Here is a 15,717-nt window from a genome sequence, read left to right as displayed (position 1 = left end):
ACCGAGAGTAGGGGCGCCGCCAGCGCCCGCGCCGTTCGAGCCAGGGCGTGGCACGATGCCGAAATGTCCAGGATCGTCGCAGTCGCGCCCGTCCTCCCCGAGCATGCCTACCCGCAGGCGGCGGTCGCCGCGCACATCGCCCCGCTGCTGAGCCCCGATCCCGTGCGCCAGGCGGTCATCACACGCCTGAGCGCCGCCAGCGGCGTCGACACGCGACACTTCGCGCTGCCCCTCGAGGAGTACGCCGGGCTGCGCTCCTTCGGGCAGGCGAACGACCTGTTCATCACCCTCGGCCTGGACCTCGCCGAGGAGGCCGTGCGGCAGGCCCTCAAGGCGGCTGCGCTGGGCCCGGACGACATCGACCTCATCATGTTCACGTCCATCACCGGGATCTCGGCGCCGTCCCTCGACGCGCTGCTCGTGGGCCGGGTCGGCCTGCGTCCGGACGTCAAGCGCATCCCGGTCTTCGGCCTCGGCTGCGTGGCGGGGGCGGCGGGCCTCGCCCGGCTGCACGACCACCTGCTGGGACATCCGTCCGACGTCGCGCTGCTCGTGTCTGTCGAGCTGTGCTCGCTCACGCTGCAACGCGACGACGGCACGCTGGCGAACGCCGTCTCGTGCGCGCTGTTCGGGGACGGCGCCACCGCGGTGGTCGTGGCCGGCGACGAGCGCGCTGTCAGCGCCACCCTGCCCGGCCCGACGATCCAGGCCACCCGGAGCTGGCTGTTCCCCGGCACGGAGGACGTGCTCGGCTGGGACGTGGTCGACACGGGCTTCCGGATCGTCCTGGCGCCGACGCTGCCGCGTCTCGTGGAGACGGCGCTCGGGCCGGCTGTCGAGTCCTTCCTCGGCTCGCAGGGCCTGGCCGTCACCGACGTCGCCGCCTGGCTGGCCCATTCCGGCGGCCCGAGGATCCTCGACGCCGTCGCCAGATCGATCGGGCTGCCGCCGGATGCGCTGGACCTGAGCCGTCGGGCGCTGGCCCGCACGGGGAACCTCTCGTCGTCGGGGGTGCTGCATGTGCTCGCCGACGCGCTGGCCGGAGCGGATCACCCGCCGCCTCCGCGCGGGTCTCCCGTGGTGCTGCTCGCCCTCGGCCCGGGGGTCAGCACCGAACTGCTGCTGCTGCGATGGGAGGCACTGACATGAGCACGCTCACCCTGTTCACGCTCCTGATCGCCGCGGTGGCGGCGGAGCGGCTCGTGGAGCTGGCCGTCGCCCAGCGCAACGCCTCCTGGGCGTTCGCGCACGGCGGCGTCGAGTCCGGGCGCGGGCACTACCCCGCGATGGTCGCGCTGCACACGGGCCTGCTGGGCGCCTGCGTCGCGGAGGCGTTCTGGTCGGGGCGCCCGTTCGACCCGAGGTGGGGCCTCGCCGCCCTTGCGGCGGTCCTGGCGAGCCAGGCGCTCCGATGGTGGTGCGTGGCGACGCTCGGCCCTCGCTGGAACACGCGGATCATCGTGGTGCCGGGACTCGCGCTGGTGGCCCGCGGCCCGTACCGCTGGCTGCGGCACCCGAACTACGTGGCCGTGGCCCTCGAGGGCGCCGCGCTGCCGCTCGTCCACTCCGCATGGCTCACCGCCGTGGCGTTCACGGTGCTCAACGCGGTGCTGCTGCTGCGGTTCCGCATCCCCGCCGAGGAGCGCGCGCTGGCGCTGGCCCCCGCCTCCCCCACGGCCCCCTCACCGTCCGGCAGCCGCGGCGGCGGTTCCTCCCCCACGGCCCCCTCACCGTCCGGCAGCCGCGGCGGCGGTTCGAGCCCGGCGGGGTCATGAGCCCGCCCGTCGACGTCCTGGTCGTCGGCGGCGGTCCCATCGGCCTGGCAACGGCGATCGAGGCGCGTCTCGCCGGGCTCAGCGTGGTGGTGCTCGAGGCCCGCAGGGGTGTGATCGACAAGGCGTGCGGCGAGGGTCTGATGCCGGGCGCCGTGCGGGCGCTGGACCGGCTGGGGGTCCATCCCGCCGGGTTCCCCCTGGCCGGCATCGCGTACGTGAGCGGCTCGCGGCGCGCTGAGCACCGCTTCGCCACCGGCCCCGGGCTTGGGGCGCGCCGCACGCAGTTGCACGCCGCCCTCGCGGTGCGGGCCGTGCAGTTGGGCGTGACGGTGTGCCAGGCGCGGGTCACCGCCGTCGCGCAGGACGCGGAGTCCGTCGACGCGGCAGGCGTCCGCGCGCGCTGGCTGCTGGCCTGTGACGGGCTGCACTCCCGGGTGCGCGAGCTCGCCGGGCTGGCCGTCCCGCCGGCGCCCGCACGGGGGCGCCGGCGGTTCGGGCTGCGACAGCATTTCCGTGTCGCGCCGTGGAGCGACGTGGTGGAGGTGCACTGGTCGCCTCGCTCGGAGGCCTATGTCACGCCGGTCGGGCCCGAGCTGGTGGGCGTCGCGCTGCTCGGGCCGCCCGGCGCCGGCTACCGGGAGACGCTCGCCGCGCTGCCGGACCTCGCGGCACGCCTGAAGGGCGCCGAGCCCGTCGGGGCGCTGCGCGGCGCGGGCCCGCTGCTGCAGCGCGCCCGGCGGCGCTCCGCCGGGCGCATCCGGCTGGTCGGCGACGCCGCGGGATACGTCGACGCCCTCACCGGCGAGGGCATCCGGGTGGGCCTGGCCCAGGCCCGGGCGGCCATCGCGACCCTGGACGCGGGCGAGGCGGCCTACGAGGCGGCATGGTCGGAGGCGACGCGGGACTACCGCGTGCTGACCTCGGGGCTGCTCGCCGCGGCCCGCTCGCCGTTGCGCGGCGCCATCGCCCCGGCTGCCGCCACCCTGCCCCGCCTGTACGGCCACGTCGTGGAACGCCTGGCCCGCTGAGGCCCGCGCCCTGTGCCGAGCGGGCGCTTCACCCGGCTCCGGTTGCGCGCAGCGCCGACGGTGCGACCCTGAAGGACCCCCCTTCCGTCCGGCCTGCCGGGCAAGACCCCCGTTGGAGACCCCATGCGCACCCCCCAGCCGCGCGGACCCGTGAGCGAGGCGCTCCTCGACCTCCTGCACGGCCCGTCCGGGCAGGATGGCCTCCCGGACGACCTCGTCAGCGCCGCATTGGGCGCGACGAGCGACCTGCTGCACGACGAGGACCTCCAGCTCGCGCTCTACTGCCTGTACGAGCTGCACTACCGCGGCTTCGACGACGTCGACGATCGGTGGGAGTGGGATCCGGGCCTGCTGGCGTCACGCGCGCTGATCGAGGCCGACCTGGAGCGCGTGCTGCGGGAGCGTGCCACACCGCCGTCCGGCGTCGAGCCCACCGCGGCGGCCGTCGCCGCGGCGCTGTTCGCCCTCACCGCCCCCGGCAAGCCCGGCCTGGCGTCCTACGTGGCCAAGCGCGCGGACGCGGCCCAGCTCGAGGAGCTGCTGGTGCACCGGTCGGTCTACCAGCTCAAGGAGGCCGACCCGCACACCTGGGCCATCCCGAGGCTCGACGGCGCCCCCAAGGCCGCCCTGGTGGAGATCCAGGCGGACGAGTACGGCGGCGGCGACCCCGAGCGCATGCACGCGGCGCTGTTCGCCCGGACGATGCGCGGCCTCGGGCTCGACGACTCCTACGGCCGCTACGTGGACCACGTCCCGGCCATCACCCTCGCATCGGTCAACACCATGTCACTCTTCGGCCTGCACCGTCGGCTGCGCGGGGCGATCGTGGGCCACCTGGCGGCGTTCGAGATGACGTCCTCGACGCCCAACCAGCTCTACGGCAACGGCTTCCGCCGCCTCGGCCACGACGAGGGCACCACGTGGTACTTCGACGAGCACGTCGAGGCCGACGCGGTGCACGAGCAGATCGCCGGGCGCGACCTCGCGGGCGGGCTCGCGCAGCAGGATCCCGCGCTGCTCCCCGACATCATGTTCGGCGCGGCGGCCTGCCTGCTGCTCGACGACCTCGCGGGCTCCCACCTGATGGGCGCGTGGACCCGCGGCGAGAGCGCGCTGCGCTCCCCGATCGACCCGAGCCGCACCCCCGCGCATGCGGGGAGCGGCGCATGACCAGCGCCCAGCCGGCGAAGGGCGTCGCACCGCCGCCAGCCTCGGCGATGCGCGTGCCCGCCGTGCGGATCACCGCCTGCCCGGACGGCCCGTTGCTGGTGCGTGGCGACATCGAGATCCTGGACGGCGACGGCATGCCCGTGCCCCGCCGGCGCGCGACAGTGGCGCTGTGCCGCTGCGGCATGTCGGCGATCAAGCCGTTCTGCGACGGCAGCCACAAAGTGGTGGGCTTCACCGCGCCCTGACCGGCGCCCGGGGACTGACCCGAGCGCGGCGCCGGTGTACAGCGCCTGCCCTGGTTGATACGTTCCGTCCACCCGATCGAGGAGGACCGGATGCGCGGCAGCGGCACAGCACACGCCAGCCTGCCCGCCTCGTCCGCGGCCTGTCGCGACCACGCCCGGACCTCGGCATGATCGCCCACCGCGTCCGCGTGCACCCCAGCAGCGAGCGGCTGGCGCGCTCCGAGCAACTCGCATGGGCGTTGGCGGAGGTCGCCGCCGATGACGTCCCCGTCGACGACGACGTCGCGGAGATGGTGGTCAACCGGGTCCTGGACGACGCCGCCGTCGCCGCCGCGTCGCTCATGCGGCCGCCCGTGGTGGCGGCCCGCGCGCAGGCTCTGAGCCACCCGCCGTCCCGCGGCGGCACGGGGTCCACGGTGGTGGGCGCAGCGCCGGGCGTGCGCACGAGCCCCGAGTGGGCGGCGTGGGCCAACGGCGTGGCGGGGCGCGAGCCCGACTTCCACGACACGTCCCTCGCCGCGGACTACTCCCATCCCGGGGACACGATCCCGCCGCTGCTGGCCGTGGCCCACCACGTCGGCGCGTCCGGCGCCGACCTGGTGCGCGCCATCGCCACCGCTTACGAGGCGCAGGTGGCGCTGGTCCGCGCGATCAGCCTGCACCGGCACAAGATCGACCACGTCGCCCATCTGGGGCCCGCCGTGGCCGCCGGGCTCGGCTCGCTGCTCAGGCTGCCGCCCGAGGCGACCTTCCACGCGATCGGGCAGGCGCTGCACACCACCACCGCCACCCGGCAGTCCCGCAAGGGCGAGATCTCCACCTGGAAGGCCTACGCGCCGGCCTTCGCGGGCAAGGCCGCCGTCGAGGCAGTGGATCGCGCCATGCGCGGCCAGACCTCCCCCACCCCCATCTACGAGGGCGAGGACGGCGTCATCGCGTGGCTGCTCGACGGCCCGGAGGCCGACTACGAGGTGCTGCTGCCGGGGCCGGGCGAGCCACGCAGGGCGATCCTGGAGACGTACACCAAGGAGCACTCGGCCGAGTATCAGTCGCAGGCGCTCATCGACCTCGCGCGGCGCCTGCACCGCGAGCGCCCCGAGGTCGGCGACCCGGGCAAGGTCCGCTCGATCGTGCTGCACACGTCCCACCACACCCACCACGTGATCGGGTCCGGCGCGCACGACCCGCAGAAGTACGATCCGGCGGCCTCCCGCGAGACGCTCGACCACTCGATCCCGTTCATCCTGGCGGTGGCCCTGCAGGACGGCGCGTGGCACCACGACGCGTCCTACACGCCCGAGCGCGCCGCCCGGCCGGACACGGTGGCGCTGTGGCAGCGGATCACCACGGTGGAGGACCCGGAGTGGACTCGGCGGTACCACGCCACCGATCCGCGGGAGAAGGCGTTCGGGGGCCGCCTCGTCGTCGAGCTGGCCGACGGCTCCCGGCTCGAGGAGGAGATCGCCGTGGCCGACGCGCACCCCCTGGGCGCCCGCCCGTTCACGCGTCCGCAGTACGTGGACAAGATGCGCGCCCTCGCCGCGGACGCCGTCGACGAGGGCGAGCTCGAGCGCTTCCTCCACCTCGCGCAGCGGCTGCCCGCCCTCGGCCCCGGCGAGCTCGACGGCGTGCACCTCACCGCCCGGCCGGGGCTCCTGGACCGGCTCCACAGCCCCGGAGGCCTGTTCTGATGCTCTACTCGGACCTCACCCCAGCCGCCAAGCGGCGCGCCCTGCGCGAGCGGCTCGCCAGCGGCGACCTGCTCCAGATGCCCGGCGCTTTCAACCCCCTCTCCGCGCGGCTCGTCGAGGCCAAGGGGTTCGACGGGGTGTACGTGTCGGGCGCGGTGCTCTCGGCGGACCTCGGCCTGCCCGATATCGGGCTCACCACCGCCACGGAGGTGGCAGCCCGCGCGGGGCAGATCGCCCGCATGACCCGTCTGCCCACGCTGGTCGACGCCGACACCGGCTTCGGCGAGCCGATGAACGTCGCCCGCACCGTGCAGGCGCTCGAGGACGCGGGGGCGTCCGGCTGCCACATCGAGGACCAGGTGAACCCGAAGCGCTGCGGGCACCTCGACGGAAAGCAGGTGGTCGACCAGGCCACGGCCGTGCAGCGGATCCGGGCCGCCGTCACCGGGCGCCGCGACCCCGACTTCCTCGTGATGGCCCGCACCGACGTCCGCGCCGTCGAGGGCCTGCCCGCCGCGATCGACCGGGCGAAGGCGTACGTCGGCGCCGGGGCCGACGCGGTCTTCCCCGAGGCGCTGCTCGGGCCCCACGAGCTCGAGGCCTTCCGCGCCGCGATCGACGTCCCGCTGCTCGCGAACATGACCGAGTTCGGCAAAGGCGAGCTGCTCACCGCCGAGCAGCTCGCCGCGCTTGGGTACAACATCGTCATCTACCCGGTCACGCTCCTCCGGCTGGCGATGGGCGCCGCCGAGGCCGGGCTCGACGAGATCCGGGCCACGGGGACGCAGGCCGCCCTGCTGGACCGCATGCAGCACCGCTCCGACCTCTACTCGCTCGTCGACTACTCCGGCTACCGGGCCTTCGACTCGGGGATCGACGACTTCCAGCTCTGACAGCACCGACTCGAACAGCTCAGGCGCACCGCGACGTCACCACGACGATGGAGGCACCGATGACCGACGAGAGCACCCGCACCGCTGGCACGGCCGCCGCACCCCCCGAGCCGCCGCAGATCCATCGCGGCCTCGCCGGAGTCGTGGTGGACGCCACCGAGATCTCCTCGGTGGACTCCGCCAGCAGCTCGCTGCTGTACCGGGGCTACCCCGTCCAGGAGCTGGCCGACGCCTGCTCATTCGAGGAGGTCGCCTACCTGCTCTGGCATGGCGAGCTCCCGGATGCCGCCGAGCTCGACCGGCTGCGCGCCGCGGAGCGCTCACGGCGGGCCTTGCCGGACGCCGTCATGGAGACCGTCCTGGCGCTGCCGCTCACCGCCCACCCGATGGACGTGGTCCGCACGGCGGTGAGCGTGATCGGGGCGCACGACACCACCTGGGAGGACAAGTCCCCGGAGGCCGACCTGTCGCGCGCGCAGGACCTCATGGCGCAGCTCCCCGCCGTGGTGGCGCTCGACCAGCGCAGACGGCACGGCCTGGCGGCGGTGGAGCCGCGCTCCGACCTCGGGTACGCGGAGAACTTCCTGCACATGGTGTTCGGGCAGGTTCCCCCCGCGCCCGTCGTCCAGGCCTTCGAGGTGTCGATGGTGCTGTACGCGGAGCACTCGTTCAACGCCTCGACGTTCACCGCGCGGGTCGTCGCGTCCACGCTGTCCGACCTGCACTCGGCCGTCACCGCGGCGGTCGGCGCGCTGAAGGGCCCGCTGCACGGCGGCGCCAACGAGGCGGTGATGGCCGCGTTCGGCGAGATCGGCTCGGCGGACCGGGTGGACGCCTGGCTCGACGACGTCCTCGCCCGCAAGCAGAAGGTCATGGGGTTTGGCCACCGCGTCTACCGCACGGGCGACTCGCGGGTGCCGGCGATGAAGGCGGCACTCGACGGGCTGCTCGCCCTCGACGACTCGGAGGGGCTCGGCGCGATGTACGCCGCGCTGGAGCGCGGCATGGCCGAGCGCACGGGCATCCTGCCGAACCTCGACTACCCGACGGGCCCCGCGTACCACCTGATGGGGTTCGACACCCCGACGTTCACGCCCCTGTTCGCCGCGAGCCGCGTGGTCGGCTGGACCGCCCACGTGCGCGAGCAGCTCGCCCACAACGCGCTGATCAGGCCGCTGAGCGCGTACACCGGGACGGAGCGCCGCCATGTGCCGCAGCGGACGGCCCACGGCTCCGAGCCCGCCCGCCCACGCTGACACTTGGCTCCCACGCGCACATCACACGACGCAGGCCCCCGGGAAGGATCCCGGGGGCCTGCGTCTGCGTGAGCGGGTGATCAGGCGATGCGGCCCGAGCCGCCGTCCTCGTCACCGATCTTGTGCACGACGATCGAGTTCGTCGAGCCGACCTCGCCCACCGGCGTGCCCGCGACGACGACGACGTAGTCGCCGACCTCCGCGAGCCCGTTGGCGCGCAGCGTCGTGTCGACCTGCTTGACCATCGCGTCGGTGCTCTCGACCGAGGGCACCTCGTAGGACTGCACGCCCCAGCTCAGCGACAGCACGTTGCGCACCTGGCGCTCCGGCGTGAAGGCGAGCAGCGGGATCGACGAGCGCAGACGCGACATGCGGCGGGCCGAGTCGCCCGACTGCGTGAACGTCACCAGGTACTTGACGCCCACCGTCTCGCCGATCTCGGCGGCGGCACGCGTGATGGCGCCACCACGCGTGTGCGGCGTCGAGCCGAGGGGCGCGATGCGCTCCCGGCCCAGCTCCTCGGTGTTCTCGATGATCCGCGCCATGGTGCGCACGGCCTCGATCGGGTAGTCGCCGACGCTGGTCTCGCCCGAGAGCATGACCGCGTCCGCGCCGTCGAGCACCGCGTTGGCGCAGTCGGAGGCCTCGGCGCGCGTCGGGCGCGGAGCCGAGATCATCGACTCGAGCACCTGCGTGGCGACGATGACGGGCTTCGCCGAACGGCGGGCCAGCTCGACGGCGCGCTTCTGCACCAGCGGGACCTGCTCGAGCGGCAGCTCCACGCCGAGGTCGCCACGGGCGACCATGATGCCGTCGAACGCGGCGACGATCTCGACCAGGTTCTCGACAGCCTGCGGCTTCTCGATCTTGGCGATGACGGGGAGGATCCGGCCCTCCTCCTCCATGATCCGGCGGACGTCGTCGTAGTCGGCCGCGCTGCGCACGAACGACAGCGCGATGATGTCGGCGCCGATCTGGATGGCCCAGCGGAGGTCCGCCTCGTCCTTGTCGCTCATCGCGGGCACGGAGACCGCGACGCCCGGGAGGTTCAGGCCCTTGTTGTTGGAGACCGGGCCGCCGACCTCGACGCGGGTGACGACGCGGGGGCCGTCCACCTCGGTGACGCGCACGAGCACGCGGCCGTCGTCGATGAGGATGGGGTCGCCCACGCGGGCGTCGTTCGGGAGGCCCTTGTGCGTGGTGGAGACGAGCTCCTTGGTGCCGGGCACGTCCTCGGTGGTGATGGTGAAGATGTCACCCTCGGCCAGCTCGTGCTTGCCCTCGGCGAAACGGCCCAGGCGGATCTTGGGACCCTGCAGGTCGACCAGCACGGCCACGGAACGGCCCGACGCCTGGGCGGCGGCGCGCACGTTCTCGTAGACCTTGCGGTGCACGTCAGTGTCACCGTGGCTACGGTTCAGGCGGGCGACGTCCATGCCGGCGTCGACCAGCGCCTGGATCTGTTCGGCGGACTCCGTGACGGGTCCAATGGTGCAGACGATCTTTGCTCTACGCATGAGGCAAGCCTAGGCCTTTCGTGGGGAACTGGTTCGGGACCGAACGTCCCGGCCCGCGTTCCCACCGACCGGTTACGACGTTGATCTGGGGAATTACGGTCGCAGCGCCATGGTGCGGGCCGTGACCGGAGCAGGGAGCTCGGTGCTCCCTGCGAGATAGGTGTCGACGGCCGCGGCGGCTGCGCGGCCCTCGGCGATGGCCCAGACGATGAGCGACTGCCCGCGCCCGGCGTCGCCGGCCACGAACACGCCGGGCGCCGACGTCGCGAAGTCGTCCGAGCGCTCGACCAGTCCGCGCGCGGTGAGCGCGATGCCCGTCTGCTCGACGAGGTCGCCCGTCTCAGGCCCGGTGAAGCCCATCGCGATGAGCACCAGGTCGGCGGGGATGTCCCGCTCGGTGCCGGGCGTGGGCACGCGCCGGCCGTCGGGCAGGTACTCCGTGGTGGCGAGCCGTAGCGCGCGGACCTGCCCCGCCTCGTCGCCCTCGCCGCCGAGGAACGCCACGGTGGACGCGAGGTAGTCGCGCTCGCCGCCCTCCTCATGCGAGCTCGAGACCTCGAAGAGGATCGGGTCCGTGGGCCACGGCTGGCTCTCGGGCCGCTCCGTCGGCGGACGCTTGCCGATCGCGAGCGTGGTCACCGACGCGGCGCCCTGGCGCAGTGCCGTGCCGAGGCAGTCCGAGCCGGTGTCCCCGCCGCCGATGATGATGACGTGCTTGCCGGTGGCGGTGATCTGGTCGGGCACGGAATGCCCCGCGACCACGGCGTTCGCCTGGTGCAGGTAGTCCATCGCGACGTGCACGCCGTCGAGCTCGGAGCCCGGCACGCGTAGCTCACGCGGCACGGTGGCTCCGGTGGCGACGACCACGGCGTCGAAACGGGCGCGCAGGTCGTCCCACGACAGGTCGCGGCCGATCTCCACACCCGGGCGGAACCGGGTGCCCTCGGCGCGCATCTGCTCGAGCCGGCGGTCGATGTGCCGCTTCTCGAGCTTGAAGTCCGGCACCCCGTAGCGCAGCAGTCCGCCGATCGCGTCGTCCCGCTCGAAGACGGCCACAGTGTGGCCGGCCCGGGTGAGCTGCTGGGCGGCGGCCAGCCCGGCCGGCCCCGAGCCCACCACGGCCACCGTGTGGCCGGTGAGGCGCTGCGGCACCTGCGGCTGCACGAACCCGCGGTCGAACGCCTCGTCGATGATCGAGACCTCGACGTTCTTGATCGTCACCGGCGGCTGGTTGATGCCCAGCACACAGCTCGTCTCGCAGGGCGCGGGGCAGATCCGCCCGGTGAACTCCGGGAAGTTGTTCGTCGCGTGCAGGCGCTCGCTCGCGTCCGCCCACTGCTCGCGCCACACCAGGTCGTTCCACTCGGGGATCAGGTTCCCCAGCGGGCAGCCGTTGTGGCAGAACGGGATGCCGCAGTCCATGCAGCGGCCCGCCTGACGGGTCAGCACCGCAGTGTCCTCGGGATGCCCGGCGCGGTGCTCGTGGACCTCGCGCCAGTCCATCAGGCGCACGGGGACGGGGCGGTTGGCGGGCAGCTCGCGCTCCCGCACCTTCAGAAAGCCATGCGGGTCAGCCACGTGCCACCTCCAGGATCTCGTTCCAGACACCGGGCGCTGCCGGGTCGAGGCCGTCTGCCTCGGCCTGGGCGAGCGCACGGCGCATGCGGGCGTACTCGGTGGGCAGGACCCGCGTGATCCGCGCGCGCGTCGCGGCCGGGTCGGCCAGCAGCTCCTCGGCCACCGGGGAGGAGGTCTCCGCCAGGTGTCGGCGGAGCAGGTCATCGACGATGGCGGCGTCCTCGTCGTCGAGCGGCTCGAGAGCCAGCTCCCCCGAGGCCAGCGCCGTCGTGTTGAGCAGTGCCGGGTCGGCGTCCAGCAGGTAGGCGCTGCCGCCGGACATGCCCGCGGCGAAGTTCCGTCCCGTGGGCCCGAGCACGAGCACCGTGCCGCCGGTCATGTACTCGCAGCCGTGGTCGCCGACGCCCTCGACGACAAGCGTCGCCCCCGAGTTGCGCACGCCGAACCGCTCGCCGGTGAGCCCTCTCACGTACAGCTCGCCGGAGGTGGCGCCGTAGCCGATCACGTTGCCCGCGACGACGTTGTTGCCGCCCGAGAGCACCGCGTTGCGGTCCGGCCGCACCACGATCCGGCCGCCGGACAGGCCCTTGCCGACGTAGTCGTTCGCGTCGCCGAACAGCCGCAGCGTGACGCCACGCGGCAGGAACGCCCCGAACGACTGCCCGGCGGAGCCCGTCAGCGTCACGTCAATCGTGCCGTCGGGCAGGCCCGCGCCGCCGTGCCGGCGGGTGACCTCGTGGCCGAGCATCGTCCCGACGGTGCGATTGACGTTGCGCACCGGCAGCGAGATCTGCACAGGCGTCCCGTGCTCGAGCGCATCCGCCGCGAGCGAGATGAACTCGTTGTCGAGCGCCCGGGCCAGCCCGTGGTCCTGGTCGCGGGTGTGGTGCAGGGCCGAGCCCTCCACCGGCTCCGGCACCGCCAGCACCGGGCCCAGGTCGAGGCCCTCGGCCTTCCAGTGCTCGATCGCGGTGCGGGTGTCGAGCAGCTCGACACGCCCCACCGCCTCCAGCAGCGTGCGGAAGCCGAGGCTCGCGAGGATCTCGCGGACCTCCTGGGCGATGTACTCGAAGAACGTCACCACGAACTCCGGCTTGCCCGTGAACCGCTCCCGCAGCTCGGGGTTCTGCGTGGCGACGCCCACCGGGCAGGTGTCCAGGTGGCACACGCGCATCATCACGCAGCCGGACACCACCAGCGGCGCCGTCGCGAAGCCGAACTCCTCGGCGCCCAGCAGCGCGCCGACCACCACGTCGCGACCCGTCTTCAGCTGGCCGTCCACCTGCACGACCACACGGTCCCGCAGGTTGTTCAGCACCAGCGTCTGCTGGGTCTCCGCGAGGCCGATCTCCCACGGGGTGCCCGCGTGCTTGAGCGACGTCAGCGGGCTCGCGCCCGTCCCGCCGTCGTGGCCGGAGATCAGCACGACGTCCGAGTGCGCCTTGGCGACCCCGGCGGCGACCGTCCCGACCCCGAACTCGCTCACGAGCTTGGTGTGGATGCGGGCCCGCGGGTTCGCGTTCTTCGCGTCGTGGATGAGCTGCGCGAGGTCCTCGATCGAGTAGATGTCGTGGTGCGGAGGCGGCGAGATGAGCCCGACGCCAGGCGTCGAGTGCCGCGTCTTGGCGACCCACGGGTACACCTTGTGGCCCGGGAGCTGGCCGCCCTCGCCGGGCTTGGCGCCCTGTGCGAGCTTGATCTGGATGTCGTCGGCGAACGTCAGGTACTCGGACGTGACGCCGAACCGGCCCGAGGCGATCTGCTTGATCGCGCTGCGCCGCTCCGGGTCGTGCAGCCGCTCCGGGTCCTCGCCGCCCTCGCCCGTGTTCGAGCGCGCGCCGATGCTGTTCATCGCCACCGCGAGCGTCTCGTGCGCCTCGGCCGAGATCGAGCCGTAGGACATGGCGCCCGTGTTGAACCGCTTGACGATCTCGCTGACCGGCTCGACCTCGTCGATCGGCACCGGCGTGCGCTCGCCGTCCTTGAACTTCAGGAGCCCGCGCAGCGTCATCAGCCGCGAGGACTGCTCGTCGACCCGCTTCGAGTACTCGCGGAACACGTCGAACTGCCGTGTGCGCGTCGAGTGCTGCAGCCGGAAGACCGTCTCCGGGTCGAACAGGTGCTCCTCGCCGTCGCGGCGCCACTGGTACTCGCCGCCCACCGCGAGCCGCTGATGCGGCTGGCGGTTGCCGCTCGCCGGGTAGGCGTCGGCGTGGCGCGCCGCGACCTCGGCGGCGATGACGTCCAGGCCCACGCCGCCGAGCCGGCTCGTGGTGCCCGTGAAGTACCTGTCGACGAGCGCGTGGGACAGGCCGATGGCCTCGAAGACCTGGGCGCCGCGGTAGGACGCGATCGTCGAGATGCCCATCTTCGACATGACCTTGAGGACGCCCTTGCCGAGCGCCTTGATGAGGTTCCGCACGGCCTGCTCGGGCGCGACGCCCGGCAGGTAGCCGCTGCGGGCCAGGTCCTCGACCGTCTCCATCGCCAGGTACGGGTTGACCGCCGCGGCGCCGTAGCCGATCAGCAGCGCGGCATGGTGCACCTCGCGGATGTCGCCAGCCTCGACCACGAGGGAGACCTGTGTCCTGCTGCGCCGCCGCAGCAGGTGGTGGTGCACCGCGCTGGACAACAGCAGCGACGGGATCGGGGCCAGGTCGGCGTCGCCGTCACGGTCCGAGAGCACGATGAAGCTCACGCCCTCGGCCACGGCCCGGTCGACCTCGGCGAAGATCTCCTCGAGTCGGCGCTCCAGCGCCGCTCCCCCGCCGTCGACCTTGTACAGGCCCCGGACGATGACCGAGCGGAAGATCCCCGCGAGCCTCGGGTCCTTGTCGATGCGGACGATCTTCGCGAGCGCGTCGTTGTCGATCACCGGGAACGGCAGCACCAGCTTGCGCGCATGCTCGGGCACGTCCTCCAGCAGGTTCGGCTCGGGGCCGATCGCCCCGCCGATCGCGGTGACCAGCTCCTCGCGAATAGCGTCCAGCGGCGGGTTCGTCACCTGCGCGAACATCTGGGTGAAGTAGTCGAACAGCAGCCGCGGGCGGGTGGACAGCACCGCCACCGGGGTGTCGGAGCCCATCGCGCCGAGCGGCTCCGCGCCCGTGGCCCCGATCGGGCCCAGGATGATCTTGAGCTCCTCCTCGGTGTACCCGAAGGCCCGCTGCCGGCGGCGCACCGAGGCCGACGAGTGCGCCACATGCTCGCGCTCGGGGAGTTGGTCCAGGTAGATCGAGTTCTCCCGGACCCAGTCCGCGTACGGGCGCTGGGCGGCGAGCTGCGCCTTGACGTCCTCGTCGTCGATGATCCGGCCCTTGCCGGTGTCCACCAGGAACATGCGGCCCGGCTCGAGCCGGCCCTTGCGCACGATCGTGGAGGGGTCGAGGTCCAGCACGCCCGCCTCGGAGGCCATCACCACGAGGCCGTCCTCGGTCACCCAGTACCGGCCGGGACGCAGGCCGTTGCGGTCCTGCACCGAGCCGATGAGCGTCCCGTCCGTGAACGTCATCGCCGCCGGGCCGTCCCACGGCTCCATCAGCGTCGAGTGGTACTCGTAGAACGCGCGCCGCTCCGGGTCCATCTGCGCGTGGTTCTCCCACGCCTCCGGGATCATCATCATCACGGCGTGCGGCAGCGACCGGCCGGCCAGGTGCAGCAGTTCGAGCACCTCGTCGAAGCTGCCGGAGTCCGAGCCGCCCGGGGTGCACACCGGCAGCAGCGGGGCCAGGTCGCCCAGCAGCTCGCTGGACAGCATCCCCTCGCGGGCCGCCATCCAGTTCCGGTTGCCGCGCACCGTGTTGATCTCGCCGTTGTGCGCCACGATCCGGAACGGCTGCGCGAGCGGCCAGGACGGGAACGTGTTGGTGGAGAACCGCGAGTGCACGAGTGCGAGCTCGCTCGCGTAGCGGGGGTCCGAGAGGTCCGCGAAGAACGGCTCGAGCTGCGCCGTGGTGAGCATGCCCTTGTAGGTGAGCGTGCGCGCCGACAGCGACGCGAAGTACACGCCCAGCTCGCGCTCGGCCCGCTTGCGCAGCCGGAACGCGCGACGGTCGAGCTCGAGGCCCGACAGCTCCCGCGAGGGGTCGGCCACGACCAGGTGCTTGAAGGCCGGCATCGACGCGCGGGCCGTGGGCCCCACCAGGTCAGCCGTCACGGAGATGTCACGCCAGGCCAGGACGTCGAGCTTCTCCTCGATCGCGATGGCCTCGATGGCCCGGACCGCTGCGGCCTGCTCGCCGGCCTCGACCGGCAGGAACGCCATCCCGATGGCGTAGTGGCCGGCCGGAGGCAGCTCGGCGTCGACGACGTCCCGCAGGAAAGCGTCGGGGATCTGCGTGAGGATGCCCGCGCCGTCGCCCGAGTCCGGCTCCGCGCCCACGGCGCCGCGGTGGTCCAGGTTGAGCAGCGCGGTCAGGCCCGCGTCGACGATGTCACGGCCGGGAGTGCCGCGCAGGGTCGCGACGAACGCGAACCCACAGGCGTCGTGCTCGGCTGCGGGGTCATAGAGACCCTGCGACACCGGCGCGCGCAGCATGCCGGGGGTCACGGGCGACGTGGACAT

At 73.2% G+C, this 15,717-nt stretch carries 10 protein-coding genes and 1 pseudogene; 8 read left to right on the top strand and 3 right to left on the bottom strand.

The features are described 5' to 3' along the window. The first annotated feature begins 63 nt into the window (after nt 1–63). The 8 genes and pseudogenes from BN3788_RS15535 to BN3788_RS15500 all read left to right on the top strand — a co-directional run bounded on the left by BN3788_RS15535 (nt 64) and on the right by BN3788_RS15500 (nt 8,058). Nucleotides 64–1,149 carry a type III polyketide synthase gene (locus tag BN3788_RS15535; RefSeq protein WP_066588091.1) on the top strand — a complete coding sequence of 362 codons (1,086 nt, stop codon included), beginning with the start codon at nt 64–66 and terminating at the stop codon, nt 1,147–1,149. Continuing rightward, nucleotides 1,146–1,655, top strand: a pseudogene (locus BN3788_RS15530) (isoprenylcysteine carboxyl methyltransferase family protein); the annotation flags it as partial. The gene BN3788_RS15535 and the pseudogene BN3788_RS15530, both read left to right, overlap by 4 nt. Nucleotides 1,656–1,771: 116 nt before the next feature. Then, a complete protein-coding gene (locus BN3788_RS15525) occupies nt 1,772–2,803 on the top strand; it encodes an NAD(P)/FAD-dependent oxidoreductase (RefSeq protein ID WP_066588089.1) in 1,032 nt (343 codons plus the stop codon). A gap of 123 nt (nt 2,804–2,926) precedes the next feature. Beyond that, entirely contained in the window at nt 2,927–3,973 is a 1,047-nt protein-coding gene (locus tag BN3788_RS15520; protein WP_082812980.1) for an iron-containing redox enzyme family protein, read from the top strand. A 47-nt stretch (nt 3,974–4,020) separates the two neighbouring features. Next, the gene (locus BN3788_RS15515; RefSeq protein ID WP_066589528.1) at nt 4,021–4,218 is read left to right on the top strand and encodes a CDGSH iron-sulfur domain-containing protein; all 198 of its coding nucleotides are present in this window, start codon (nt 4,021–4,023) and stop codon (nt 4,216–4,218) included. 167 nt (nt 4,219–4,385) lie between these two features. Continuing rightward, nucleotides 4,386–5,909 carry an MmgE/PrpD family protein gene (locus BN3788_RS15510; RefSeq protein ID WP_066588085.1) on the top strand — a complete coding sequence of 508 codons (1,524 nt, stop codon included), beginning with the start codon at nt 4,386–4,388 and terminating at the stop codon, nt 5,907–5,909. Continuing rightward, nucleotides 5,909–6,802: a methylisocitrate lyase gene (prpB, locus tag BN3788_RS15505; protein ID WP_066588083.1), complete on the top strand. Its 894-nt coding sequence runs from the start codon at nt 5,909–5,911 to the stop codon at nt 6,800–6,802. The genes BN3788_RS15510 and prpB overlap by 1 nt, the downstream gene beginning before the upstream one ends. Before the next feature lie 59 nt (nt 6,803–6,861). Continuing rightward, entirely contained in the window at nt 6,862–8,058 is a 1,197-nt protein-coding gene (locus BN3788_RS15500) for a bifunctional 2-methylcitrate synthase/citrate synthase (protein WP_066588081.1), read from the top strand. Nucleotides 8,059–8,138: 80 nt separating this feature from the next. On the opposite strand, the gene pyk is transcribed toward BN3788_RS15500, so the two are convergent. The 3 genes from pyk to gltB all read right to left on the bottom strand — a co-directional run bounded on the left by pyk (nt 8,139) and on the right by gltB (nt 15,717). Next, nucleotides 8,139–9,575 carry a pyruvate kinase gene (gene pyk / locus BN3788_RS15495; protein ID WP_066588079.1) on the bottom strand — a complete coding sequence of 479 codons (1,437 nt, stop codon included), beginning with the start codon at nt 9,573–9,575 and terminating at the stop codon, nt 8,139–8,141. Between the two features lie 93 nt (nt 9,576–9,668). Further along, on the bottom strand, nt 9,669–11,153 hold the full coding sequence (locus tag BN3788_RS15490; RefSeq protein ID WP_066588076.1) for a glutamate synthase subunit beta: 1,485 nt from the start codon (nt 11,151–11,153) through the stop codon (nt 9,669–9,671). After that, nucleotides 11,146–15,717 (bottom strand): glutamate synthase large subunit, encoded by a 4,572-nt coding sequence (gltB, locus tag BN3788_RS15485; RefSeq protein WP_066588072.1) that lies wholly within the window; start codon nt 15,715–15,717, stop codon nt 11,146–11,148. Before gltB ends, BN3788_RS15490 begins: the two co-directional genes overlap by 8 nt.

Origin of the sequence: Cellulomonas timonensis (assembly GCF_900046455.1) — a bacterium.
Classification (GTDB): domain Bacteria; phylum Actinomycetota; class Actinomycetes; order Actinomycetales; family Cellulomonadaceae; genus Cellulomonas_A; species Cellulomonas_A timonensis.
Note: the sequence above shows the minus strand (reverse complement) of the source record. Positions and strands in the feature narration are given on the sequence as shown.